Raw genomic sequence first — 22,946 nt, 5'->3', positions numbered from 1 at the left:
GACTAAACAAATGGCGGAGAACGAATACACAACACCCCCAGAACCGGCCCGTATCGTGGCTGAGCCTGCCCGAAATGAAGTGCGCGACGCTGTTCCATTTGGCGTTCGCATTGCCGCCGCCTGGTCCTGGAGGATTCTGCTCATCGCGGCCGCGTTGACGCTCATTCTGTGGGCAGTCGTGAGTCTTCGCATTGTTGTGATTCCCGTGATTATCGCGGTGCTTCTTGCCGCTCTTCTTGTGCCGCTTCAGCGTCGGCTCATCAAATGGAAGTTCCCGAAGTGGTCCGCCGTCGTCATCTCGATCCTGAGCCTCTTGGCCGGGGTCACGCTGCTCGTCTTCTTGATCATCACTCAGTTCCGTTCTGGATTCGACAACCTCAAAGACCGCAGCGCGATGGCCTATCACGAGCTGCTCAACTGGCTCACGGGGGCGCCGTTTAATCTCAGCCAGTCACAGATAGATAAGTTCATCGACGATTTTGTGGGCAACCTCAACACCGATCGAGACTTTTTTCTCACCGGGGCACTGTCCGTCACGAGCACGCTTTCGCACGTTGTCGCCGGCCTGCTCCTTACCCTGTTTACGACCCTGTTTTTCTTGATTGACGGCGCACGCATTTGGCGATGGTTTGTCGGATTCATGCCAACCCGTGCCCGCGCCGCGACCGACGGTGCCGGGCGAGCCGCGTGGGTCTCTGTTGGGTCCTACGTTCGAGTTCAGATCTTTGTTGCCTTCGTGGATGCCGTTGGTATCGGACTCGGTGCCGTCATCCTCCAGCTGCCACTCGCGATTCCCATCGCCGTGCTGGTCTTCCTTGGATCGTTTATCCCGTTCCTCGGTGCGATCACGACGGGCGCGCTTGCCGCTTTTGTTGCTCTTGTGTATGAGGGTCCCGTCACGGCGCTCATCATGCTTGGCATCGTGGTGCTTGTGAACCAGATCGAGGGCCACGTCCTTCAGCCACTCGTCATGGGCAGCGCGGTTCGGGTGCATCCGCTCGGCGTTGTGCTCGCGGTGAGCGCTGGAACGCTTGTTGCCGGTATCCCCGGTGCCCTGTTTGCTGTGCCGATCGTTGCCGGTCTGAACAGCGTCGTTAATTACCTGACGGCCGGGACCTGGAAGGGTCTACCCGACCCGCTTGCCGATACGCATGGGCCGCCAAAAACCAAACCGGAAACACCGCCATTGCCACAGGCATCTTCTGCCGCCGCCGATGTCGCCGGTGCCAACAACAACGCTGATCACACCAAGGACACCTCAGAATGACCACACGTTTCAACCGGCCAACCCTCTCCGATTTTGAGTCGGCACGCGGCGTTGTTGGCAACGTAGCCCAGCCAACTCCGCTCGAGACCTCACGCTACCTCGCTGAAATCCTGAATGTTTCGCAGGTCTATCTGAAGTGTGAAAACCTCCAGCGCACCGGTTCGTATAAAATTCGTGGCGCGTACAACAGGCTTTCGCAGCTGAGCCAGGAAGAGCGCGACAGGGGAGTAGTAGCTGCCTCGGCCGGCAACCACGCCCAAGGAGTTGCGTTTGCTGCCCGTGAGCTCGGGATTAAGGCAACCATCTTTATGCCGCTCGGCGTCGCACTGCCAAAGCTGCAGGCTACGCGCAACTACGGCGCCGATGTTGTGCTTCGCGGGCACACGGTTGAGGAGCCGCTGCGGGCTGCCGCAGAATTTGCCGAGTCGACGGGGGCTGTCCTTATCCCACCCTTCGATCACTTTGACGTGGTTGCCGGGCAAGGAACCCTTGCCCTTGAAATGCTCGACGAAGCCCCAGAAATCGAGACATTTGTCATTCCGATCGGTGGAGGCGGCCTCATCGCCGGCATCGCGCTCGCGGCGAAGCTCAGGGCTGAGCGGGACGGCCGCAGTATCCGAATCATCGGAGTCCAGGCGGAGAATGCGGCAGCATACGGCCCGTCGCTTGAGGCTGGCGAACCCATCAACGTCGAGACGACGCCAACAATTGCCGACGGTATTGCCGTTGCCAGGCCCGGAGCCCTCAACTTTGACATCGTTCGCGAATACGTTGACGAGATTGTGACGGTGAGCGACGACGACATCGCGCGGGGTATCCTCGTGCTGCTTGAGCGGGCAAAGCTTGTAGTTGAGCCTGCCGGTGCCGCCGGCGTTGCGGCGATGATCGCGGGCAAGATTACAACGACAGGCCCAACCGCAACCGTGCTCTCCGGCGGCAATATCGATCCGTTGCTCATGCAGCGCGTGATCAGCCACGGACTAGCCGCTTCAGATCGGTACCTCAAGCTTCGGGTTATGCTGCCAGATCGTCCTGGCCAGCTCGCACGAACCGCTGAGATCGTGTCAGAAGCTAACGCCAACGTCGTTGAGGTACAGCACACCCGCCACGGAGGGGGCCTGCAGATCAGCGAGGTTGAGCTTGAGCTTCACATCGAGACCAGGGGTGCTGAGCACCGAGACCAGGTGGTCCAGAAGCTGAAGGATGCCGGGTACCGGCTGCGCCTCGAAGGGCTGTAGCCGCTCGTCGGGTGCATGGATGCTTGACCAGCCCCGTTAACGCGTTCAGCCCGTGTACCTTGCTCGAGTCCGCCTCTCGGCGGGCTGACGATGTACACGGGCTGAGTCGTTGTCGGTCGACACTCGGCCGGCCTGACGGCCATCTCGCTGCTATTACTGGCCGTTGTAGGTTTCTACCTTGATGATTGACACGGGAATCTCTTTGCCGTTTGGAGCGGTGTAGCTCGTGGAATCGCCAACCTTGAGCCCAAGGATTGCCTCGCCGAGCGGACTGTTCTCGCTGTAGACATCGAGGTCGCTGTTGCCAGCGATCTCACGGTTGCCAAGCAGGAAAACCTCTTCGTCGCCAAAGACGGTTGCCGTGATGACGGTGCCAACAACAACCTCGCCGGTGCTCTCGGGGGCGTCGCCAACTTTGGCGGTCTTCAGCAGGTGAGCGAGGTCGCGGATGCGCGCCTCCATCTTGCCCTGCTCATCTTTTGCCGCGTGGTAGCCGCCGTTTTCTTTGAGGTCGCCCTCTTCGCGTGCTGCCTCGATTTTGTCGGTGATGTCTTGTCGGCCCGGGCCGCTCAGGTACGTCAGCTCGTCGTTCAAGCGGTTAAACGCATCCTGGGTAAGCCAGGTCTCGTGTACCTCGTTCGACATGATGACTCCTTGCATAAGGGCTGGTAGCGCAGTAGTTAAACGTGAGCCCCAACGAGCGTTTCGCTAGGGCCTGAATCAAACCACCAGACTACCAGCGGGGGAGGAACCGCTCCAAGCACCGCGCCAGGACTGGCCGGTTTTTGTGCGCTCGCGTTAGGCAACCGGACCCTGAGAGGGAAAGGCCGTGAGATGGGAACGAGGAGTTAGGCCTGATCGTTTTCGAGCGTCCAGCAGCGCTCGACCACGCCGGTGGTTGGCTCCGAGATCGTGCGCAGTGTCTCGGTGAATTGGCGGGTGCGCTGGTCGCTCGGTTCGACAACAACAACTTTGTACCCAACAACGCCGTACGACTCAGAGAGCGACTGCAACGCGCAGGCGACCGGGGTGTTCGGCACGACCGTGACGTCAAACGTGATGTCGACGTTGGCTTCGTCGTCGATGCTGTAACCGATGTTTCGGAACTCGAGGGTGCCGTTGTCGCCGTTGAGCCCGGCCCAGGCGACCCACGCGATGAGTACGACGGCGAAGACGCCTGCGAGGGCAGTGAGGACGCGCTTATCAAGCCGCCCGGTCTTGGCGCGGCCATAGCGTTCTTCGAGGTGGTTATCCACAACCTCAGTCTCGGCCAAAGTACTCCTCAAGATAGTCGCTGGTACGTCTCACACACAGCTTACGTGGCGTACCATTGTGAGGGTGCTGGCCTCTGCAAGCCGCATCCATATCTATTCATCATCCCACACAGAATCGAGACCAACGGTGTCGCTACGACTCATGGCCGTTCACGCTCATCCCGACGACGAGTCGAGCAAGGGCGCTGCGACCTACGCTTATTACCTCAACAGGGGCGCCGAGGTCATGATTGTCTCGTGCACTGGCGGCGAGCGGGGCGACATCCTCAACGATCACCTCGACAAAGCCGCGCTCGCAAAGCGCGATCTTGCCGGGCTTCGCCGCCTTGAGATGGCGGCAGCTCGTGAGGTCATCGGGTTCCAGCACCGCTGGCTCGGTTACGTCGATTCCGGTATGGCCCGCGAGGACGGCACTGTACCTCCCGGCAGCTTTGCCGATATCCCCGTCGAGATTGAAGCAGAGCATCTTGTTCGCCTTATCCGCGAGTTCAAGCCGCACGTCATGGTCACCTATGACGAAAATGGCGGTTACCCGCATCCAGACCACATCCGCACTCATGTCATCAGCATGTTTGCCTACGAGGCCGCAGCAGACCCAACCATGTACCCTGAGGCAGGCGAACCATGGGCGGTCTCGAAGCTCTACTACGAGGCCATCTTTAACTTCCCTCGCATGGAGAGCGTCTACAACCTCATGAAAGAGCGCGAGCCGTCGTCGCCGCTGCTCACGCAGTTTGAGGAGATGGTCGGGTGGATGCGCCAGCGTCCGTACAACGCCACCACGCAGGTTAAGGTTGGCGAGTTTTTTGAACGCCGCGACCTCGCGCTCAAGGCACACGCCAGCCAGGTGGCCCCAGACAGCTCCTTCTTCTTCTGGCCAAACGAAATTCAGCAGGCCGCTTGGCCATACGAGGACTACCAACTGGCCGCATCTCGTGTGGCAACGGCCAACCCAGAAGCCGATCTCTTCCAAGGAATTGAGGATAACTAGATGTTCGCCGCGCTCAGCGCCTCCCCGTTTGTGACCGCCATCGTTGTGGCCGCCACCGAGACCCCCGCGCCAGAATTCGATAAAGACTCGGTGACGCCGGGTGCGATCGGTTTTGCGGCTACGGCCTTTGTCGCGCTCATGACCGTGCTGCTCATCCTTGACATGAACCGCCGCGTGCGCCGCACGCGCTATCGCGCAGAAGTTGATGCTCAGCTTGATGCCGAAGAAGCCGCAGCCGATGGTGATGCTGCGGCCAACGGTGGCGCTGCGGCGAACGGCGAGGCAGCGGACGATACGAGCGCCCACAACGACTCCAGCGCCGCGGCAGCCAACGGCAGCAAATCGGCTACGCCGCCCCACGGCGAAAGCTCCTAAGCTATGACGGCTGGCGGTGACTTCGACCGGTATCCAGAACCAGAAGAACCGGACTTTTTCGAGGACCCGTACGGCTACGATCCACCACCCCTGCACGCCGACGACCCAGTCGTGAGCGTCGGCCAGCCTGTGTACACCCGCGTCGCCGGCGCGCAAGAGGCGTCAAACGACGGTGCGGGTAGTGGCTACGGCCGTGGCGCGGCATCCCCTCAGGTACTGACCGCTCATCAGAGGCTGGCGAACGAGCCCGGCGTTCTGAGCGAACGTGCCCACCGCATCCTCAGCAAGATCTTTGGCTACGACGAGTTCCGAGGCCAACAGGCCGAAATTGTTGAGCGGGTAGCGCGCGGCGGCGACGCCGTTGTGCTGATGCCAACCGGCGGCGGAAAATCGCTCTGCTACCAAATCCCTGCCCTGCTGCGTGACGGTGTTGGCATCGTGGTATCGCCGCTCATCGCGCTCATGCACGACCAGGTTGAGGCGCTCCGCGCGGTCGGAATCCGGGCTGAGTACCTCAATTCCACCCAAGAGCCGCACGAACGCGCCGCCGTCGAGCGCGCGTATCTCAGCGGCGAACTCGACATGCTGTACGTTGCGCCAGAGCGGCTCAACTCAGACACCACCCTCGATTTCCTGGCACGGGGCACCATCTCGCTCTTCGCGATTGACGAGGCGCACTGTGTGTCCCAGTGGGGCCACGACTTCCGGCCAGACTACCTTGCGCTCAATGTCCTCGCAGAACGCTGGCCAGGCGTTCCACGAGTCGCGCTTACCGCAACAGCAACCGACGCGACGCGCCGCGAAATCGTCGAGCGGCTGTCCCTCACAGAGGCTGAGCTTTTCGTCTCAAGCTTTGACCGACCGAACCTGCACTACCGCATCGTGAACAAGGCCAATCCGCGCGCCCAGCTCGCGCAGTTCATCACCAAAGAGCATCCAGACGAGGCCGGCATCGTCTACGCGCTCAGTCGCAACTCGGTCGAGAAAACGGCCGAATACCTGCGATCCATCGGCGTTGACGCGGTTGCGTACCACGCAGGCCTCGACGTGCAGACGCGCGCGAGTGCGCAGTCTCGCTTCCTCCGCGAAGACGGCGTTGTTGTCGTCGCCACTATCGCCTTTGGCATGGGCATCGACAAACCTGACGTGCGTTTTGTCGCGCACATTGACCTGCCAAAATCGGTCGAGGGATATTACCAAGAGACGGGCCGCGCCGGTCGCGACGGGCTGCCCTCCGAGGCGTGGCTTGCTTACGGCCTACAAGATGTTGTGCAGCAGCGACGCATGATCGAGCAATCGGCTGGCGACGTGGCGCATAAGCGTTCGCAATCCCAACACCTCGACGCGATGCTCGCCCTGTGCGAGACAACCGAGTGCCGACGCATTGGCCTCCTCGCGTATTTCGGCGAGCGGCTCGGGAGCCCATGCGGCAACTGCGATACGTGCGTGAGCCCTCCAGAGGTTTGGGATGGCACCGTCCCCGCACAGAAAGTGCTTTCGACCGTCTTCCGGCTCAAGAGCGAGCGCAACCAGATGTTTGGCGCTGGTCAGGTCGTTGACATCCTTCGCGGCAAAGAGAACCAGCGAAGCACACAGTCGAGGCACAACGAGCTCAGCACGTGGGGCATCGGGGCCGACCTCTCCGACCAGCAGTGGCGCGGGGTCATCCGGCAGCTGCTGGCTCGCGACCTGTTGGCGACCCACGGCGACTACGGGGTCTTGACCCTCACCGAGGGAAGTATCGCGGTACTCAAAGGCGACCAAGAGGTTCCGCTCCGTCATGAGGCACTGCGTCCGGAGCGAGCGGCGTCACGGTCATCCAAGTCCGCCGCCGTTGCCGACCTGAGCGATGAGCAGGCAGTCGTCTTTGAAGCGCTGCGTGCCTGGCGCGCCGGAGAAGCAAAGCAGCAGGGGGTGCCCGCCTACATCGTGTTCAACGACGCGACGCTGCGAGAGCTGGCAGTGCACCTGCCCGAGACGCTGGAGGCCCTTGGCAGCATCAGCGGTATCGGCGAGCAGAAGCGCGCTCGCTACGGCGAGGCCGTGCTTGAGGTACTTGGCGGGGCATAGCCGCAACGCCTGCCCAGGCCGCGCCCCGACGACCGTCCGTTCGCCACTCATTGCGAGAAAAAGGCATAACAATCGCAATCATAGGCGAATGGATGCGTTCGCAACCCCGACCGGCAAGCCTCGCTACGCGTGGTACGCCGGATGCAGCGAGATGATGAGGGTTGCCGTCCAGTGGCATAGGAACGCGATCACCGTGAGCGTGTGAAAGATCTCGTGGAAGCCAAAGTGTCCCGGCCACGGGTTCGGCTTCTTCATCCCGTAGATGACGGCCCCTGCCGTGTAGCACAGGCCGCCAACGATGACGAGGATCATCATCGCAGGGCTCACCCGATAGAGGTCGCCCATGTACATCACGGCAGCCCAGCCCAGCAGGATGTATATGGCGACGTAGAGCCAGCGTGGCGCGCCAATCCAGAACACTCGGAAGCCGATGCCGAGCAAGGCCCCAGCCCACACGAGGATAAGCAGCAACATCCCCTTTTCAGGAGGAAGCGCGAGGAGCGCGAGCGGGGTGTAGGTTCCCGCGATGAGCAGGAAGATGTTCGCGTGATCGATGCGCTTGAAGATCATCTTGACCGTTGGCCGCCAGTTGAACCGGTGGTAGAGCGCAGAGTTACCGAACAACATCATGCTGGTGAGCGTAAAGACCGCGGCGGCCCACTTCGCGACCGTTCCCTCGGCAAGGCAGATCAGTACAACGCCTGCGGCGATGGTGACGGGGAACGTACCGGCGTGTATCCAACCGCGCCACGATGGCTTGACCTCTGCAGGGATGGATGCCGCCGCCTGTGCATCATCCGCGGCCTCAAGCAGTGGGATATTGGGCAGATCGACGGCCCCGTCATCCGCGAGTCCGTCGCCGGCATGCGTGCCGCCGCCAGAGGGCTCGTCAGAACTCTCGAGGGGGCCGGTTGTCTGTGAGTTACCCATAAGCACCATGCTAGGCCGTGCATCTGCGTAAAACTGGCATGAACATCAGCTAACGTATCTGAAGTGAGCAGCCAACAATCGACACGCGGAGACGGATTTCTCTATCGCCTCTACGAGCATCGGCTCCGTCGGGAGATCGACTCGGCTCAGATGCCACATCACGTCGCCATTATTGTTGACGGCAACCGTCGATGGGCGAAGCAGCGGCTGCTTGAGAGCGCAGCCCATGGTCACCGTGCCGGCGCGCAGAAGATTCCTGAATTTCTCGGCTGGTGCGAGCAGCGTGGAATTGGTGTTGTCACCCTCTACCTGCTCTCGACCGACAATCTCACTGGGCGGGCGGATGCCGAGCTCGAAGAACTGTTTGGCATCATCGCCAAGCTTGCCAAGGAGCTTTCGAGCAACGGCCGCTGGCGAGTTCGCCACGTTGGCAGCTGCGAAGGGCTCCCAGATGACCTGACCGCAGCGCTGAAGGATGCTGAGCAGCGCAGCGCCCATAACCCAGGCCTGCACGTAAACCTTGCGGTTGGCTATGGAGGGCGAAGCGAAATCGCGGCGGCCGTTCGCTCCATCATCGATCAGCACCAGGCAGACGGACGCACGCTTGACGAGCTTGCCGATACCCTCACCCCTGAGCTCATTGGTGAGCACCTCTACACGCGCGGGCAGGCAGATCCAGACTTGGTGATTCGCACTTCAGGCGAGCAGCGACTGAGCGATTTTATGCTGTGGCAGAGCGCGCACAGCGAGTTTTACTTTGTTGAGGCGTTGTATCCAGATCTGCGTGAGGTTGACTTCTTGCGGGCACTGCGCGACTACTCACGCCGCCAGCGCCGTTTTGGCGGATAGTCACCCGCCGTTTACCCAGTTGTAACGTTTGGCAGCGTGTCGAAGTAGCCGAATGTCCGTGCCGAGGCGTACCGTGATGGGTATCAGGCACCTCGCCTGGTCGAGACGGCCACATAAGTTCATCTCACCCCCAAGAACCCACGTGGTCGAATCGCTTGAGTAACTGAGCGATGCGTCGCTTGGGACGGGAGTGGTTGTGAACAATCAATACTCAGGCCAAACAGACACAAGCGCAGAGCGCGAGGCACAGGCGAGGCGGTCATCCGCGAGCCAACAAGCCGAGCGAACCTATGTGCTCGACACTTCGGTGTTGCTGTCAGACCCGAAAGCGCTGTTCCGGTTTGCGGAGCACGCCGTTGTACTACCGGTTGTGGTCATTAGTGAGCTCGAAGGCAAGCGCCACGACCCAGAGATTGGGTATTTTGCGCGTGCGGCCTTGCGACTTCTTGACGATCTTCGAGTGCAACACGAGCGACTTGATTTTCCCATTCCGGTGGGCGAAGGCGGCTCGCTGCGGGTTGAGCTGAATCACTCAAGCCAATCGGCTCTCCCGAGCGGGCTGCAACTCGGGGACAACGACTCTCGGATTCTCGCGGTCGCCCTGAACCTTGCAAACGATGGGCTCGCCGTGACGGTGGTCTCAAAAGACCTGCCGATGCGCGTAAAGGCGGCATCAATTGGCCTGGCTGCTGAGGAATACCGGGCAGAGCAGACGGTTGATTCCGGATACACGGGGCTCGCAAACATCCAGCTCACGTCCGACGAGATGCATGACCTGTATGCCTCTGAGCGGATGCGATCTGAGCAGGTGCGCACGCTCCCCATCAATACCGGGCTCATCATCCACTCGGATCGAGGCTCCGCTCTTGGGCGAGTTGAGGGTGACGGGATGTTCCGCCTCGTACGGGGAGACCGCGACGTTTTTGGCGTCAACGGTCGCTCGGCTGAGCAGCGGCTGGCGATCGACCTATTGCTTGACCCGTCAGTTGGCATTGTGTCTCTTGGGGGTCGAGCCGGAACGGGGAAGTCGGCGCTCGCCCTCTCAGCAGGACTCGAGGCTGTGCTCGAACGCAACCAGCACAAGAAGATTATGGTGTTTCGGCCGCTCTATGCGGTTGGCGGTCAGGAGCTTGGCTACCTTCCTGGTGATCAGGGCGAAAAGATGAACCCATGGGGTCAGGCCGTGTTTGACGCTCTCGGTTCGGTCGTGTCGCAAAACGTGCTGGACGAGATCGAAGAGCGTGGGCTGATCGAGGTGCTGCCGCTCACCCACATCAGAGGCAGGTCGCTGCACGACGCGTTTGTCATCGTTGATGAGGCCCAATCGCTTGAGCGCAACGTACTGCTCACGGTTCTCAGCCGCATCGGTCAGAACTCGAGGGTTGTTCTCACGCACGACGTGGCACAGCGCGATAACCTCAGGGTCGGTCGCCACGACGGGGTCGCCTCGGTGATCGAGACGCTCAAAGGCCACGCGCTGTTTGGGCACATGACACTGACCCGTTCGGAACGCAGCGACATTGCGGCACTCGTGACCGAGCTGCTCGAGGATGCCGAGGTGCTGTAGGCCGGACGTCGCCACGGCTCTCCGTGTCGGGTAGGCAAGAACCGTTCCAACCTTCGAGGTTTTTGACGGTTGTTGCCTACCCGTTTGCGTTGGTAGCAGGGCAACGCAGGGGGCGCGTGCACCTCGGATCGGGGCCAGCATTGGGCTGGGTGAGGCGATGCAGAGCACCACATTGTTCCCGGTGGATAACCGCGGCAGAGAGGTTGGGCTACGCCATAGGCTGTGCGCATGTTCTCGATTGCAGCGGTAGTGATGTGCGGCCTGGTCGCCGGCATTACGGTGCCACTTATCCAATCGGACCTCCGCTCTCGGCGGCTGCCAAACGCTCTTGTGCTTCCTGGGTACCTTGCGCTCACCGTGGTCTCCGCCGAAGACTGGGCGAGAACGGGCGGGCCTCCGCTCGCCATGCTCGGGAGTGGCGCGCTGTGGTTTGGGATGTTCTGCCTCGCGGCCCTGACCGGAGGCCTTGGCATGGGCGACGTGAAACTTGGCGGGTTGCTTGGCGCAAGCCTCGGGCTCATCTCGTGGCAGTTCGCGGCGGCAGGGCTTGTCTTCGTTGGGTTTGGCTCAGGGGTTGCTGGGGCATTCGTCCTGCTGCGAAGGAACCGGATGTTGCCGTTTGGTGCAGCGGCGACGCTTGGTGCTGTGGCGAGGTTTGGCGCCGTGGCGAGGCTTGGCGTCGTTGCGAGGAGCGACGCTACGGCGACCGCTGACGCGCCCTGGACCAGCGATTCACCGGCGGCGCGCAACTCAACGGCTTCGCCAAATCAGTGCGTTCCGTTTCGAGCAGGTCTCACGCAATTTCCGGTGCCCGCCGACCCAAACGGATTCGATGTCGCAACGAACGGTATCCCGCTTGGTCCAATTCTGTTGGGAGCCTACTGGGCCGCGGTCGCTGGTGCTGCCGCACTTGTAGCGGTTGGGCGGATGCCATTATGAACGTCAGCAAGGGCAGGAACCGCGCGTGAACAGCGCGACAGGGTGTCGCTTGAGGCGCCCCGCACGTGTCACAGGCAGCGCGGAAGCAATCGGCGTATGGTGGGGAGGGTGACCGAAACTCAGCGAATTTTCCTAGCAAATGTTCTCCCCGACGATCTGCTTGAGCGCGTGCGCAACCGAGCTTCAGGCTACGACGAACGCAACACGTTCTTCGACGAAGACCTGGAAGAACTTCGAGAACACGGCTATCTTGGGCTGTTCTCGAAGCACGAGCACGGCGGCAGAAACTACAGTCTTGAGCAGGTTTCCCGTCTGCAAACGCGTCTCGCGGCCGCGGCCCCAGCAACAGCCCTCGGTATCAACATGCACCTGGTGTGGACAGGCGTTGCAAAGACGCTCAGCGACAGGGGTGACACCAGCTTTGACTGGTTGCTCGAAGAGGCAGCGGCCGGCGAAGTGTTTGCCTTTGGTATTAGCGAAGCCGGAAACGATGAGGTGCTGTTCAACTCGTCAACGACAGCAACTCCGGTTGACGGAGGCTATCGGTTCTCAGGAGTGAAAATCTTTACGTCCCTGTCGCCGGCGTGGACAAGACTCGGCATTTTTGGGCGCGACGATAGCGACCCATCCAACCCTCAACTCGTATTCGGCTTCATCACGCGGGAAACAGAGGGCTACTCGATCTCAGAAGACTGGAACCCACTCGGCATGCGAGCAACGCAGAGCCGCAGCACCGTCCTGCACGACGTCTTCGTGCCAGACAACAGGGTTGTACGGCACATTCCGGTTGGACCAAACGCAGACCCGCTCACGTTTGCGATCTTCGCCAACTTCGAGCTCCTGCTTGCCTCCGTCTACACGGGAATCGGCAACCGCGCGCTTGAACTTGCCGTTGCGACCGTGCAGAAGCGCACCTCGAAAAAGACCGGACTTCCGTATGCGTCAGATCCCGACATCCGCTGGCGCATTGCCCACGCCGCGATCGACCAGGAGTCGGTGCAGCCACAAATCCTGTCAGTTGCCCGCGACGTTGACAACCTGATTGACCACGGGATGGGCTGGTTCCCCCGGCTTGTTGGCCCCAAGATTCGGGCGACAGAGGTCGCAAAACGAAGCGTGGATGCCGCGATTCGGGTCAGCGGCGGCAGCGCGTACCAGAACGACGGTGAACTCATGCGGCTCTACCGCGACGTGATCGCGGGGCTGTACCACCCCTCCGATGACGAATCGGCGCACTCGACCTTTGCGACTGCGTACCTCGGTCCGGTGTCATAGCTGAGCGCCTATCCGGGCCGTTTGATTGACCAGAGCCCTAGCCGGACTGCCGGACTGCCGGACGCTCACCACCAACCTCGCCGATCCACTCACCTACTCGCTCACTCACCCGCGTGCGAGTGCCCCCAAATCGACCGATAAGCAGAGTTTTGGGTCGATTTCAGGGCACTCGGCAGTAATAAGGAGGGGTAACTGTTGGGAGTCTCTGAGTTTTGCTGCCGGCAGACGGTTGGCGCGGTACCGCCGAATGTCAGGACGGTCGGCGCGGTATCGTCAGACGTCCTGACGACTTAGGTAAGGGTTGCGGTTTTTCCCTCTGCGACGAGCGGTGCGATTCCGTCATAGAAGAATCCGAGGCTATCTTCCGGCCCGTTCACGCTGCGGAGTTTGGTCTTCTCATACGCGAGCACAAGCACCGCGGCGGAGGGTTCCCCAACAACGAGCGCGACCGGGTTTTCAGCGTTAACAGTCACGTAGCGACCGCCAAATTCGGCCCGCGCGACCTCAAACACAAACGAAGCGACCATTTCCTGTACCTGCGCGGGCAAAGCGGTTGAGGCCTCGAAAAAGGTGTGGAGGAGCTCATCCGCGAGGTCGACGGATGCCCGGTCATATGCGAGCGCAACGCCCTCGGCATCCTCAAACATTGCCATGAACATGGCTGCCTGAGCAGCGATGCGTTCTTCAGGGCTGAGATCATCGCCGATGATGTGGATACCGTCGGACGCAGGAGTGGATGCTTTGGCCGCGGCAGCTGCCGGTTGGTGTTGAGCTTTGCGACGGAAAAATCCCACGAGGTTCCTTGTTGTCTGGACGGACTGCGCTGTTGCTGATCGGTGGCGCGCGGTGACCGGTCAGCGGCTGGCCTCTGATGAAAAGCGAGCAATAACCAGTGTGCCAGACTTTTGTGGTGGCCAAGCAGACGCTACACAGGTAGCTCATAGGCTCATAGAGAATGCTTGAACCTGCAAGTAAAGTTTTCTGGCAGAGAGCCCCGCCTGATACCCGGTCGGTGGCTCAGACACGAAATGGACGGTTGATGATGAAACGACAGACAGCACAGGGAACGCTCGCGGTTGCTGCTGGGCTCGGCTTGATAGGCGGGCTTGCTGGATGCGCAACCGGAGCGAGTGACGCCGCCAGTAGCACGGCGACGCCCGACGCGGGATCATCGACGGCCACGACATCCGCAACCCCAAGTGAAGCGGCATCATCGGCGAGCGGGTCGATCTATACTGACGGCACGTACTCTGCAGAGGGAAGTTATGTGAGCCCCGGAGGGCCAGAAACGGTCACGGTCGAGCTCACCCTTGCGGATGACGTTGTGACAGCCGTGTCGCTCACAAGCGACGCGACGAACCCAAACACCAAACAGTTTCAGGGCAAGTTTGAGTCGGGGCTCGACGGGGCTGCCGTCGGAAAAAACATTGACGAACTGAACATCAGCAAACTTGCCGGTTCCTCACTCACGAGCACCGGATTCAACGAAGCGCTCGAAGCGATCAAGGCCGAGGCGCGTGCCTAGTTTTTCCTTCGAGGCGATTGGATGCCCGTGGCAGGTGGATACCGGCCATGAGCTCTCGCCCGGTGCCAAGACCTCGATCTTGGCGAAGGTTCGTGACTTTGATCAGACCTGGTCGCGCTTTCGCGACGATAGCGTTGTTGCCACGATTGCACGTGACGGTGGACAGGTGGAGTTTCCCAAGGAATCCGCTGAGCTTTCTGCGCTCTATCGGCGAGTCTATGAGCTCTCAGGCGGTTCGATTTCGCCGCTGGTCGGGGGTGCGCTTGAGCATCTTGGGTACGACGCGAGCTATCGACTCACCCCACTGCCTGGCGCAGCCGTGACGCCACTGTGGGACGAACACGTCCGCTGGTCTGGCACCACATTCGCCTCAGATGTTCCCGTGACGCTCGATATTGGGGCAGCCGGTAAAGGATTCCTCGCTGGCCTCGTTGGTGAGATCGTCGCCGCTGACGGGCAGACGGTGTACACGGTTGACGCGAGTGGGGATCTGGTGAATGTGGGCTCGACCATTCGCGTCGGACTCGAGCATCCTTTCCAGCCGGGCAAAGCGGTTGGAATCGCCGAGCTTGCCGATTCCTCGCTGTGCGCATCGGCGACAAACCGGCGGGCTTGGGGACAGGGTCTCCATCACCTATTGGATGCGCGAACAGGCCGGCCCGTCGAGCAGATCGTGGCTGCCTGGGTGATTTGTGCGCAGCCTGGTGTTGCTGATCTCTTAGCTACGGCGTTGTTCACCACGGAGCCGGCCGTTGTTGCCGAGGCGTTTGAATGTGAATACGTCCGAATGCGTAGCGACGGGTACATTGAGCGTTCGGCCGGTTGGCCAGGAGAGGTGTTTACTCGTGAAAATGTTGCGTGAGGCAGCCGATAAGCTCGGCCGCATAACGATGTATCGCCTGGTTCTCGGTGTGCTCGCCCTCATGGCAGTGGCGTCGTTTGCACTGACCTTTCTTGGGGCGCTTCCCTACACGCCTATCGATATCGCCGCGTCGGCCGTGGTCGCTGTTGGTGTTGCGCTGCTGAGCGGGCATCTCCTCGCGGCGGCGGTGCAGTCTGCCGCGCAGTGGGAATCATCCGCTATCACCGGTTTTTTGGTGTTCTTTTTGTTTTGGCCAACGGCTGACCCCGGCCAGCTGTGGCGTATTGCGCTCGTTTCCGTGATTGCGTCCGTGTCCAAATACGTGCTCGTGTGGCGCGGGCGTCACCTGTTTAATCCGGTTGCGATTGCTGCCGTGATTGCCTCGGTGACCGGGTTGACGGCTGCCGTCTGGTGGCCCGCAAACGCTTATCTGTTCCCCGTTGTCCTTGTTGGCGCGATCGCTGTTGTGGTACGCACCCGCAAGCTCCTGATGTTTGCGCTCTACGTTGTGGTTGCGACACTGAGCGGCACGGTTGTGCTTGTCCTCAACGGCACCGCCGCTCTTGACGCCCTCCCAGTTGTGCTCCTGAGCTACCCCGTTGTGTTCCTTGGCGGGTTCATGCTCACCGAACCACTGACCTTGCCTCCTAGGCGCTGGCAGCAGCTGATGCTCGCGGCCGTTGCGGGTGTGCTTGTCTCGGTGCCGTTCCACGTTGGTCCGCTCTACAACTCACCGGAATTGACCCTTGTTGTGATGAACCTCGCTGCGGCCCTCTTTGCGAGGCGGAGCGGCATCCGACTGACGCTGCTTGGGCGCAAGCTTCTGTCGCCAACCGTGGTCGAATTTAGTTTTCGTCCAAAGCGGCCGCTGGACTTTGTCCCTGGGCAGTACCTTGAGCTGGTCATCCCGCACGGTAAGCCCGATTCCCGTGGCACCCGCCGAATGCTGAGTCCAACCTCGGTTCCTGGGAGTGCGGAACTCGTGACGGTCGCCACGAGCATGCCTGCCAAAACGAGCACGGCAAAGCGCGCTCTTCGCCTGAAGCAAGAAGGCGCGGTGCTGAGCGCAACGGGCGTCTGGGGCGACTTTGTGCTGCCACGGGACCCCTCTGTTCCGGTCTTGCTTGTTGCGGGCGGAATCGGAATTACGCCGTTCGTGAGCCAGCTGCGCTCAGATCGGATGCGCGGGATTCGTCGCGATGTCACGCTGGTCTACGCCGCGAGGAGCGCTGCCGAGTACGCCTATCTTGATGATCTTGTTGGCGATGGTGTTCGCATCATCCTTGCGGGACCTGAGGCACCGGCGCAACTGCCAGTGGGGTGTGAACTGCTGGGCGCAGAGCGGATTTCCGGAGAGCTACTCGCGCTTCGGATGCCTGACCTCCGGGCTCGCCACGCGTTTGTGTCTGGGCCGCCCTCACTTGTTGAGGATCTGCGCGAAGACCTCAAGCGACAGGGCGTTCGCTCGGTGCATACGGACGTGTTCTTGGGATACTGACCTGCCACGACCGAATCGACCTGACCCAAATATGTCTATTGACGCGAACATAGACACATTTGGGTCAGGTCGATTCTCGTTTCCGGTGTGGATTCGAGCCGAAACTTAGTTTGTGTTGGTATCCGTGCCGAGGCCACACGCGTCGTTGACGGCGGCCGAGCTCTCGGTGACCTTCTCTGCCAGCGCGTTGAGGGAATCGCTGCTGCCGTCGAGGAACGCATCCGGATTCTTGACGACCTCATCAACAAACGCGGAAAAGTCAGAAGCCATGTCTTTGGCCAGAGGCGTAATGGTGCTGTTCGACGTCTCGTCGGCCGATTTGACGAGTTCGGCGGCGTTGTTCTTGAGCGTCGTGAGGCCGGCATCCGGGTTGGCCTCAAGCTCAGAGTCGGTCAGAGACTCGTCGTTGACAAGGGAGCTCGTCGACATGAGAAAAATTGCGCAGGCCTCGTCGACCGTTTGCTCGTCGGAAGAACCGGAACATCCGCTCAGCGAACCCACGAGCACCGCCGCAATCGAAAGAGTGGCAAATGCGTTAGTGCGAAGCTTCATAGTGTTTATTCTCCGTAGTGGGGGAGCGGATGTTGACTCAGCCAATCGTACCGAGGGATGGCTGACCGGATGCTGGTTAGCGATACTGGGTTGGGATGACGGGGTCGCCCCGTGTGAGGCGCATAGCCTGCAGCGGGAGCTCGGCGACGCTTGCCGCGTGACGTTGGCGCGCAAGTTGGACGCCCTCTGCTCCTCTGTATCTGCTGTCGGCGACGCCATCGGTGATGAGCGGGACCATAAGCGCGCGTTCGCCCTTGTGGCTGTCCGACTCTGAGTGCTCGTCGGTTTCGTCGGCGACGTAGATGTTTTCGGCCTGGGCAACGCCGCGTTCGGAGAGCTCTCGGTAGGCGCGCTTTCGTCCTCCGACGGATGCCTTGTCTTGTGATTTCTTGGCGACGGAGACCCACTCGCCGTTATTGTCCTCGTGGGCCACAATTTTGTACACCATACCCGTGGTTGGCGAGCCCGAGCCGACAACAACCGAGGTGCCGACCCCGTACGAGTCAACGGGCGAGGCCCCGAGGGTTGCGACGGAGTACTCGTCGAGGTCGTTGGTGACGGTGATGCGGGTGTTGTGCGCCCCGAGTGAGTCGAGCTGGGCGCGGACCTCCGCCACCACAACAGGAAGGTCACCGGAATCGATGCGCACGGCGCCGAGCTCTGGGCCGGCGATCTTGACGGCAAGCGCAACCGCGGCGGGAATGTCGTAGGTGTCCACGAGCAGGGTTGTGCCAGGGCCGAGGGTATTGATTTGTGCCTGGAATGCCTGTTCTTCGCTGTCGTGAAGCAGCGTAAATGCGTGCGCGGCCGTGCCCATCGTTGGGATACCCCACGAACGCCCTGCCTCAAGGTTTGACGTTGCCGCAAACCCAGCGATGTATGCCGCACGGGCCGCCGCAACGGCGTTGTACTCGCCAGTGCGCCGTGATCCCATCTCTGCGATTGGGCGGGTGCCGGCCGCCGTGACCATGCGCGAAGCAGCTGTGGCGACAGCTGAGTCGTAGTTGAGGACGCTGAGCGCGAGGGTTTCGAGCAGAACGGATTCTGCAAACGTGCCCTCAATCGTGAGGACGGGGGAACCGGGGAAGAAGACTTCGCCCTCCGGGTATCCGAAGATGTTGCCGCTGAATCGGTAGTCGGCGAGCCAATCGATCGTTCTGGTGCTGACCACTTCGTTGTCGCGCAGCCAACTCAGCTCGGCCTCCTCAAAGCGGAAGCGGTCGATGAGGTCAAGCAGGCGGCCGGTACCGGCGAGCACCCCGTAGCGCCGTGCGCCGGAAAGACGTCTGGAGAAGACTTCAAAGACGCAGCGGCGGTGGGCGGTTCCGGCCGTGAGGGCGGCATCCACCATCGTCAGTTCGTAGCGGTCAGTGAAAAAAGCGGTTGAGGCGTTCACAGCGTAAGCCTATCGGGCGTCGGCGGAAGCGTGGGGCGGTGTTGACGAGTCAGTAGTATGCGCGCATACTATATAAATGAATGCTGTTGCGTCTCTCGTATTGCCTGCCCGGAGTGTTGGATGAATGCCTGGCTTGGTGTTGTGCACGCCGACCATGTGCGTCGCGGAGTCGACCTCGGCATCGCCCAAATCCACCATGGAAAACGGTCTGGCCTCGCGCGGATGAGCAAGGGCGACTGGCTTGTGTATTACTCGCCCAGATTGAGTATGAACGGCAACAAACCGCTCCAAGCCTTTACCGCGGTTGGCCAAATCGCCGACGACATGATTTATCAGGCCGAAGACGGCAATTTTCGACCCTATCGTCGGCGAGTGAACTACGAGACCAACGTTGGTGATGCCGCAATTGGGCCACTCAAGGGGCTGCTTGATCTCACAGCGGGACCAAACTGGGGGTATCAATTGCGACTGGGTATGCTGCCCCTGAGCGAGGCAGACCTGGCCCTCATCATGCAGGCAATGAAGGACGCCGGATGACTCCGCCGCTCAACACCGATTTCCCGGATGCCGACGACAGCACCGGATTTGTGCTGTGGCGGGTCACCAACGCGTGGCAAGCGGCGCAACGCGCGGCCCTCAAACCGTTCGGGCTGACCCACGTGCAGTTTGTGTTGCTTGCGACGCTGACCTGGACCGAGGGAGAGGGGCCCATCACCCAGCGCAACCTCGCGAGCGCAGCCGGAACCGACACCATGATGACCTCGCAGGTCGTGCGAACGCTTGAAGCAGCCGGGCACGTCATGCGGCGACCGCATCCAACCGACCGGCGTGCCGTTGCGCTGAGCCCAACCCCACAAGGCCTCGCGCTTGTCAACCGAGCAATCGTCGCGGTTGAGGCCTGCGACGCCGCATTCTTTGAGCCGCTCGGTGGCTCCCGTGACCACTTCACACGGATGCTCGTCACCCTGCAACGCGCCTGAGCAGCGCACCGGCCGGCGAGCCCAGATGCTGCGACTAAGCTGGTGTGCGTGAATAACTTGCCGATCGGAATCTTCGACTCTGGCGTTGGCGGCCTCACCGTGGCGCGCGCCGTGAGGGATCAGCTTCCCCGCGAATCCATCACCTACGTTGGTGATACCGCCCACTCGCCGTACGGCCCAAAACCTATCGCCGATGTCCGCGAATACGCGCTTTCCTGCCTCGACGACCTGGTCGATCAGGGCGTGAAGATGCTGGTTATCGCCTGCAACACTGCCTCGGCAGCGATGCTGCGTGATGCGCATGAGCGCTACGACGTTCCAGTGCTTGAGGTAATCCAGCCGGCCGTGCGAAGCGCCGTACAGATCACGCGCAACCAGAAGGTTGGGCTGATCGGAACGGTTGGCACGATCAACTCTCGGGCATACGACGACCTGTTCAGCATCCGAAGCGATATCGAGCTGTATACGAAGGCCTGCCCCAGGTTTGTTGAGTTTGTCGAAGCCGGCGTGACCTCGAGCCCAGAGCTGCTCGCCGTCGCCGAGGAATACCTCGGCGGATTGCGCGACCACCACATCGATACGCTTGTTCTCGGCTGCACGCACTACCCGTTTTTGCGCGGGGCAATTAGCCAGGTTATGGGTAACGACGTTGTGCTCGTCTCGAGCGATATCGAAACCGCAAACGACGTGTACAAAACCCTTGTTGACCGAGGCCTGCAGCGCAGCGACGACGAGGCTCCCTCGTATCAATACCGCTCGACAGGGGACGATCCGGAAGCGTTCTACGGTCTCGCGCAGCGCCTGCTTGGCAACGGGCTCCAGAATGCCAACCTCCAAAAGCTCGGCGACCACGGCTTCACGCTCACAACGAGCCACTAACCTCAGTGCCGCTCGTTGAGCGGACGACCGACTCCAACCGAAGGAATCACATGTCAGACACCATCCGCCCAGACGGACGAACCGCACCAGACCTCCGCACCGTGACCATCGAGCGCGGGTGGAGTGAGCAAGCGGAAGGGTCCGCGCTCATTTCGTTCGGACGCACGCGCGTGCTGTGCACCGCATCATTCACCAATGGAGTTCCTCGCTGGATGGCGGGCCAGGGCAAAGGCTGGGTCACCGCCGAGTACTCGATGCTTCCTCGCTCGACCAACGAGCGCATGGGTCGCGAATCGGTGAAGGGAAAAATCGGCGGGCGCACCCACGAGATCTCGCGCCTCATCGGGCGAAGTCTCCGTGCAGTTGTTGATATGAAGGCGCTCGGCGAGAACACCCTCGTTATCGACTGCGACGTCTTGCAGGCCGACGGCGGCACCCGCACGGCGGCGATCACCGGTGCCTACGTCGCCCTTGCCGACGCAATCGAGTGGGGCCGCGCGCAGGGCTTTATCGCGAAGAAGGCGACGCCGCTCATCGACTCGGTTGCCGCCGTTTCCGTTGGCATCGTGGATGGCGAGCCCCGCCTCGACCTCGAATACCGCGAAGACTCGCGTGCCGAAACCGATATGAACGTCGTTGTTACCGGCCGTGGCCTGTTTGTTGAGGTGCAGGGAACCGCCGAGGGCGCGCCGTTCGACCGGCGCGAACTTGGCGAACTGCTCGACCTTGCGGTTGCCGGTGCGGCTGAACTCACCGAGCTACAGACGGCCGCGTTCGCGGCAGAACTGGCGAAGTAGGCATGGGCGACGCGCGCGAGGTTGTGCTCGCGAGTCACAACGCTCATAAGCTTGGTGAGCTGCGATCAATCATCGGCCCCGACCTTGGCGGCCTCGAACTGATCGGATACACGGGCCCAGAACCGGTCGAGGACGGCGTAACGTTCGCCGAGAACGCGCTTCTCAAGGCACGGGCGGCCGCGGCCCACACTGGCCTCCCTGCGCTCGCCGACGACTCCGGCATAGCCGTCGACATCCTTGGCGGGTCTCCTGGTATTTTTTCGGCTCGCTGGGGTGGACCCGCTCGCGACGACCGTCAGAACCTCGAATTGCTGCTCTGGCAGCTCACCGATGTTGCCGACGAATACCGTGCCGCACAGTTTATCTGCGCCGCTGCGCTTGTCCTACCTGATGGGCGTGAGCACGTTGAGCTCGGCATCTGGCCTGGCCGCGTGCTTCGCGAAGTGGATGGCAATGGTGGCTTTGGCTACGACCCCATCTTCGCGCCTGAGGGCTCAGCCCATTCGGCAGGGGCACTCACCGCCGACGAGAAGAATCAGCAGTCGCACCGGTCGCGCGCGTTCCGCGCGATTGCGCCAGTGGTGCGTTCGCTCGTTCAGTAGCGTCAGGCACAGCGGGCGGCGGATGCCCGAACACGATTCTGTGGGCATCCGCCGACCGTTTTTGCCGCAAAATCGCGGCTTTTTCTCGTACTGATAACCACCATCATTTGTCATAGTGGCCGTGGCTGGATTCCGCTCACACGAGTGCGTATGGTCGAAGATATGGCACACGATCACTCCCACTCAACGGCCAATGCCGGACGCACTCGACTGATCGTTGTGATCTGCATCACGATGACGGTTTTTCTTGCCGAAGTTGTGGGCTCGATCATCAGCGGTTCGCTTGCGCTGCTTGCCGATGCTGGCCACATGCTCTCCGACCTCATCGGTCTCATCGTTGCCCTTGTCGCGTCGATCATCGCCTCAAAACCTGCCAGTAGCCGGCACACCTTCGGGTTCCGAAGGTTTGAGGTATTCGGCGCGCTTATCAACAGCGTGATTCTGCTCGTTGTTGCCACAAACGTCACCATTCAGGGCGTCGCGAGGCTCGTTAACCCAGCGACAGTTGAGATCCAGACGGGGCCGATGCTGATCGTGGCGGCTATTGGCCTCCTTGCCAATTTCGTTGCGCTGCTCATCCTTCGACCAGCAGCGGGCAATACCATCAATATGCGTGGGGCCTACCTTGAGGTGCTTGGGGACATGCTTGGTTCAATCGCCGTGATCGTTGCCGGACTCGTCATCATGTTCACCGGATTCATGCCAGCGGATGCCATTGCCTCACTGATTATCGCCGCCATGATTGCCCCACGCGCTTTCTCGCTTCTCCGCGACGTCTACCGCGTGCTGTCAGAGTCTGCCCCGGCAGATACGAGCGTTGCCGAGATTCGCGAGCACGTGCTTCGCACACCGGGCGTTGTTGACGTGCACGACATCCACGTGTGGTCCATTACCTCTGGCCTGCCCGTTTTCACCGCTCATGTCGTTGTTGAACCAGAGGTCTTCTCTGGGGGAGAGACTGGCGAATTGCTCGACAAACTTGGCGGATGCCTTGCCGAGCACTTTGACGTGGAGCACTCAACGTTCCAGCTGGAGCCGGCCGCGCACGCGGATCACGAGCAGCACCTGCACCACTGAGCG

Annotated in this window: 24 protein-coding genes; 18 read left to right on the top strand and 6 right to left on the bottom strand. The window is 61.2% G+C overall.

Annotated features, from left to right (window positions below; genetic code table 11):
* Positions 1-10 precede the first annotated feature (10 nt).
* Complete coding sequence (locus tag FHX76_RS06720; protein ID WP_167149128.1) at positions 11-1,267, top strand: AI-2E family transporter; 1,257 nt, start codon at positions 11-13, stop codon at positions 1,265-1,267.
* The gene (gene ilvA, locus FHX76_RS06715; protein WP_167149126.1) at positions 1,264-2,505 is read left to right on the top strand and encodes a threonine ammonia-lyase; all 1,242 of its coding nucleotides are present in this window, start codon (positions 1,264-1,266) and stop codon (positions 2,503-2,505) included. The genes FHX76_RS06720 and ilvA overlap by 4 nt, the downstream gene beginning before the upstream one ends.
* 153 nt (positions 2,506-2,658) lie before the next feature.
* Here the strand turns inward: ilvA and greA are convergent, their stop codons facing one another.
* Complete coding sequence (gene greA, locus FHX76_RS06710; protein ID WP_167149124.1) at positions 2,659-3,150, bottom strand: transcription elongation factor GreA; 492 nt, start codon at positions 3,148-3,150, stop codon at positions 2,659-2,661.
* Between the two features lie 203 nt (positions 3,151-3,353).
* On the bottom strand, positions 3,354-3,779 hold the full coding sequence (locus FHX76_RS06705; RefSeq protein ID WP_167149122.1) for a DUF4307 domain-containing protein: 426 nt from the start codon (positions 3,777-3,779) through the stop codon (positions 3,354-3,356).
* Between the two features lie 142 nt (positions 3,780-3,921).
* Between FHX76_RS06705 and mca the strand changes: the two genes are divergently transcribed.
* Genes mca through recQ form a run of 3 tightly spaced genes read left to right on the top strand, consistent with a single transcriptional unit; the run spans position 3,922 to position 7,215 of the window.
* Positions 3,922-4,770, top strand: coding sequence for a mycothiol conjugate amidase Mca (mca, locus tag FHX76_RS06700; protein ID WP_167149120.1), 849 nt, complete (start codon positions 3,922-3,924; stop codon positions 4,768-4,770).
* Complete coding sequence (locus tag FHX76_RS16105; protein WP_208402456.1) at positions 4,771-5,145, top strand: hypothetical protein; 375 nt, start codon at positions 4,771-4,773, stop codon at positions 5,143-5,145.
* A gap of 3 nt (positions 5,146-5,148) precedes the next feature.
* The gene (gene recQ / locus FHX76_RS06690) at positions 5,149-7,215 is read left to right on the top strand and encodes a DNA helicase RecQ (RefSeq protein WP_167149118.1); all 2,067 of its coding nucleotides are present in this window, start codon (positions 5,149-5,151) and stop codon (positions 7,213-7,215) included.
* 123 nt (positions 7,216-7,338) lie between these two features.
* On the opposite strand, the gene trhA is transcribed toward recQ, so the two are convergent.
* Positions 7,339-8,145, bottom strand: coding sequence for a PAQR family membrane homeostasis protein TrhA (trhA, locus tag FHX76_RS06685; protein ID WP_167149116.1), 807 nt, complete (start codon positions 8,143-8,145; stop codon positions 7,339-7,341).
* A 63-nt stretch (positions 8,146-8,208) separates the two neighbouring features.
* On the opposite strand from trhA, the gene FHX76_RS06680 reads away from it, so the two are divergent.
* The 4 genes from FHX76_RS06680 to FHX76_RS06665 all read left to right on the top strand — a co-directional run bounded on the left by FHX76_RS06680 (position 8,209) and on the right by FHX76_RS06665 (position 12,775).
* Positions 8,209-8,994 carry an isoprenyl transferase gene (locus FHX76_RS06680; RefSeq protein ID WP_167149114.1) on the top strand — a complete coding sequence of 262 codons (786 nt, stop codon included), beginning with the start codon at positions 8,209-8,211 and terminating at the stop codon, positions 8,992-8,994.
* A 196-nt stretch (positions 8,995-9,190) separates the two neighbouring features.
* Positions 9,191-10,561 carry an RNA 5'-3' helicase PhoH2 gene (locus FHX76_RS06675; protein WP_167149112.1) on the top strand — a complete coding sequence of 457 codons (1,371 nt, stop codon included), beginning with the start codon at positions 9,191-9,193 and terminating at the stop codon, positions 10,559-10,561.
* Positions 10,562-10,789: 228 nt separating this feature from the next.
* Positions 10,790-11,500: a prepilin peptidase gene (locus tag FHX76_RS06670; protein ID WP_167149110.1), complete on the top strand. Its 711-nt coding sequence runs from the start codon at positions 10,790-10,792 to the stop codon at positions 11,498-11,500.
* A 108-nt stretch (positions 11,501-11,608) separates the two neighbouring features.
* On the top strand, positions 11,609-12,775 hold the full coding sequence (locus tag FHX76_RS06665; protein WP_341777879.1) for an acyl-CoA dehydrogenase family protein: 1,167 nt from the start codon (positions 11,609-11,611) through the stop codon (positions 12,773-12,775).
* Between the two features lie 290 nt (positions 12,776-13,065).
* On the opposite strand, the gene FHX76_RS06660 is transcribed toward FHX76_RS06665, so the two are convergent.
* On the bottom strand, positions 13,066-13,569 hold the full coding sequence (locus FHX76_RS06660) for a hypothetical protein (protein WP_167149106.1): 504 nt from the start codon (positions 13,567-13,569) through the stop codon (positions 13,066-13,068).
* Between the two features lie 245 nt (positions 13,570-13,814).
* Here FHX76_RS06660 and FHX76_RS06655 point away from each other — a divergent pair, with 245 nt between their 5' ends.
* From FHX76_RS06655 to FHX76_RS06645, 3 genes are read left to right on the top strand one after another with little or no spacing between them, the layout of a single operon-like run.
* Positions 13,815-14,300: a hypothetical protein gene (locus tag FHX76_RS06655; protein ID WP_243848589.1), complete on the top strand. Its 486-nt coding sequence runs from the start codon at positions 13,815-13,817 to the stop codon at positions 14,298-14,300.
* Positions 14,293-15,162, top strand: a complete 870-nt coding sequence (locus FHX76_RS06650) for an FAD:protein FMN transferase (RefSeq protein WP_167149104.1) — start codon at positions 14,293-14,295, stop codon at positions 15,160-15,162. Before FHX76_RS06655 ends, FHX76_RS06650 begins: the two co-directional genes overlap by 8 nt.
* Positions 15,146-16,660, top strand: coding sequence for an FAD-dependent oxidoreductase (locus FHX76_RS06645; protein WP_167149102.1), 1,515 nt, complete (start codon positions 15,146-15,148; stop codon positions 16,658-16,660). Before FHX76_RS06650 ends, FHX76_RS06645 begins: the two co-directional genes overlap by 17 nt.
* A gap of 105 nt (positions 16,661-16,765) precedes the next feature.
* On the opposite strand, the gene FHX76_RS06640 is transcribed toward FHX76_RS06645, so the two are convergent.
* Both FHX76_RS06640 and FHX76_RS06635 read right to left on the bottom strand, forming a co-directional pair.
* A complete protein-coding gene (locus FHX76_RS06640; protein ID WP_167149100.1) occupies positions 16,766-17,212 on the bottom strand; it encodes a hypothetical protein in 447 nt (148 codons plus the stop codon).
* 76 nt (positions 17,213-17,288) lie between these two features.
* On the bottom strand, positions 17,289-18,608 hold the full coding sequence (locus tag FHX76_RS06635; protein WP_167149098.1) for a nicotinate phosphoribosyltransferase: 1,320 nt from the start codon (positions 18,606-18,608) through the stop codon (positions 17,289-17,291).
* Positions 18,609-18,728: 120 nt separating this feature from the next.
* Here FHX76_RS06635 and FHX76_RS06630 point away from each other — a divergent pair, with 120 nt between their 5' ends.
* From FHX76_RS06630 to FHX76_RS06605, 6 genes are all read left to right on the top strand, one after another.
* Entirely contained in the window at positions 18,729-19,145 is a 417-nt protein-coding gene (locus FHX76_RS06630) for an EVE domain-containing protein (protein ID WP_167149096.1), read from the top strand.
* Complete coding sequence (locus FHX76_RS06625; protein WP_167149094.1) at positions 19,142-19,588, top strand: MarR family winged helix-turn-helix transcriptional regulator; 447 nt, start codon at positions 19,142-19,144, stop codon at positions 19,586-19,588. The genes FHX76_RS06630 and FHX76_RS06625 overlap by 4 nt, the downstream gene beginning before the upstream one ends.
* A 48-nt stretch (positions 19,589-19,636) precedes the next feature.
* Positions 19,637-20,467, top strand: a complete 831-nt coding sequence (gene murI, locus FHX76_RS06620) for a glutamate racemase (RefSeq protein WP_167149092.1) — start codon at positions 19,637-19,639, stop codon at positions 20,465-20,467.
* A gap of 50 nt (positions 20,468-20,517) precedes the next feature.
* The gene (gene rph / locus FHX76_RS06615; protein WP_167149090.1) at positions 20,518-21,264 is read left to right on the top strand and encodes a ribonuclease PH; all 747 of its coding nucleotides are present in this window, start codon (positions 20,518-20,520) and stop codon (positions 21,262-21,264) included.
* Between the two features lie 2 nt (positions 21,265-21,266).
* Positions 21,267-21,866, top strand: coding sequence for an RdgB/HAM1 family non-canonical purine NTP pyrophosphatase (gene rdgB / locus FHX76_RS06610; RefSeq protein WP_167149088.1), 600 nt, complete (start codon positions 21,267-21,269; stop codon positions 21,864-21,866).
* 162 nt (positions 21,867-22,028) lie between these two features.
* A complete protein-coding gene (locus tag FHX76_RS06605; protein ID WP_167149086.1) occupies positions 22,029-22,943 on the top strand; it encodes a cation diffusion facilitator family transporter in 915 nt (304 codons plus the stop codon).
* The last annotated feature ends 3 nt before the right edge of the window (positions 22,944-22,946 follow it).

This window comes from Lysinibacter cavernae, from assembly GCF_011758565.1.
GTDB classification, from domain to species: Bacteria; Actinomycetota; Actinomycetes; order Actinomycetales; family Microbacteriaceae; genus Lysinibacter; species Lysinibacter cavernae.
This window is presented reverse-complemented; position numbering and strand designations above follow the sequence as displayed.

Excerpts from the sequence above, each read along its gene's own strand:
- FHX76_RS06720 (WP_167149128.1), top strand. The coding sequence starts at position 11 with ATGGCGGAGAACGAATACACAACACCCCCAGAACCGGCCCGTATCGTG.
- ilvA (WP_167149126.1), top strand. The coding sequence starts at position 1,264 with ATGACCACACGTTTCAACCGGCCAACCCTCTCCGATTTTGAGTCGGCA.
- greA (WP_167149124.1), bottom strand. The coding sequence starts at position 3,150 with ATGTCGAACGAGGTACACGAGACCTGGCTTACCCAGGATGCGTTTAAC.
- mca (WP_167149120.1), top strand. The coding sequence starts at position 3,922 with ATGGCCGTTCACGCTCATCCCGACGACGAGTCGAGCAAGGGCGCTGCG.
- FHX76_RS16105 (WP_208402456.1), top strand. The coding sequence starts at position 4,771 with ATGTTCGCCGCGCTCAGCGCCTCCCCGTTTGTGACCGCCATCGTTGTG.
- recQ (WP_167149118.1), top strand. The coding sequence starts at position 5,149 with ATGACGGCTGGCGGTGACTTCGACCGGTATCCAGAACCAGAAGAACCG.
- trhA (WP_167149116.1), bottom strand. The coding sequence starts at position 8,145 with ATGGGTAACTCACAGACAACCGGCCCCCTCGAGAGTTCTGACGAGCCC.
- FHX76_RS06670 (WP_167149110.1), top strand. The coding sequence starts at position 10,790 with ATGTTCTCGATTGCAGCGGTAGTGATGTGCGGCCTGGTCGCCGGCATT.
- FHX76_RS06655 (WP_243848589.1), top strand. The coding sequence starts at position 13,815 with ATGATGAAACGACAGACAGCACAGGGAACGCTCGCGGTTGCTGCTGGG.
- FHX76_RS06640 (WP_167149100.1), bottom strand. The coding sequence starts at position 17,212 with ATGAAGCTTCGCACTAACGCATTTGCCACTCTTTCGATTGCGGCGGTG.
- FHX76_RS06630 (WP_167149096.1), top strand. The coding sequence starts at position 18,729 with ATGAATGCCTGGCTTGGTGTTGTGCACGCCGACCATGTGCGTCGCGGA.
- FHX76_RS06625 (WP_167149094.1), top strand. The coding sequence starts at position 19,142 with ATGACTCCGCCGCTCAACACCGATTTCCCGGATGCCGACGACAGCACC.
- rph (WP_167149090.1), top strand. The coding sequence starts at position 20,518 with ATGTCAGACACCATCCGCCCAGACGGACGAACCGCACCAGACCTCCGC.
- rdgB (WP_167149088.1), top strand. The coding sequence starts at position 21,267 with ATGGGCGACGCGCGCGAGGTTGTGCTCGCGAGTCACAACGCTCATAAG.
- FHX76_RS06605 (WP_167149086.1), top strand. The coding sequence starts at position 22,029 with ATGGCACACGATCACTCCCACTCAACGGCCAATGCCGGACGCACTCGA.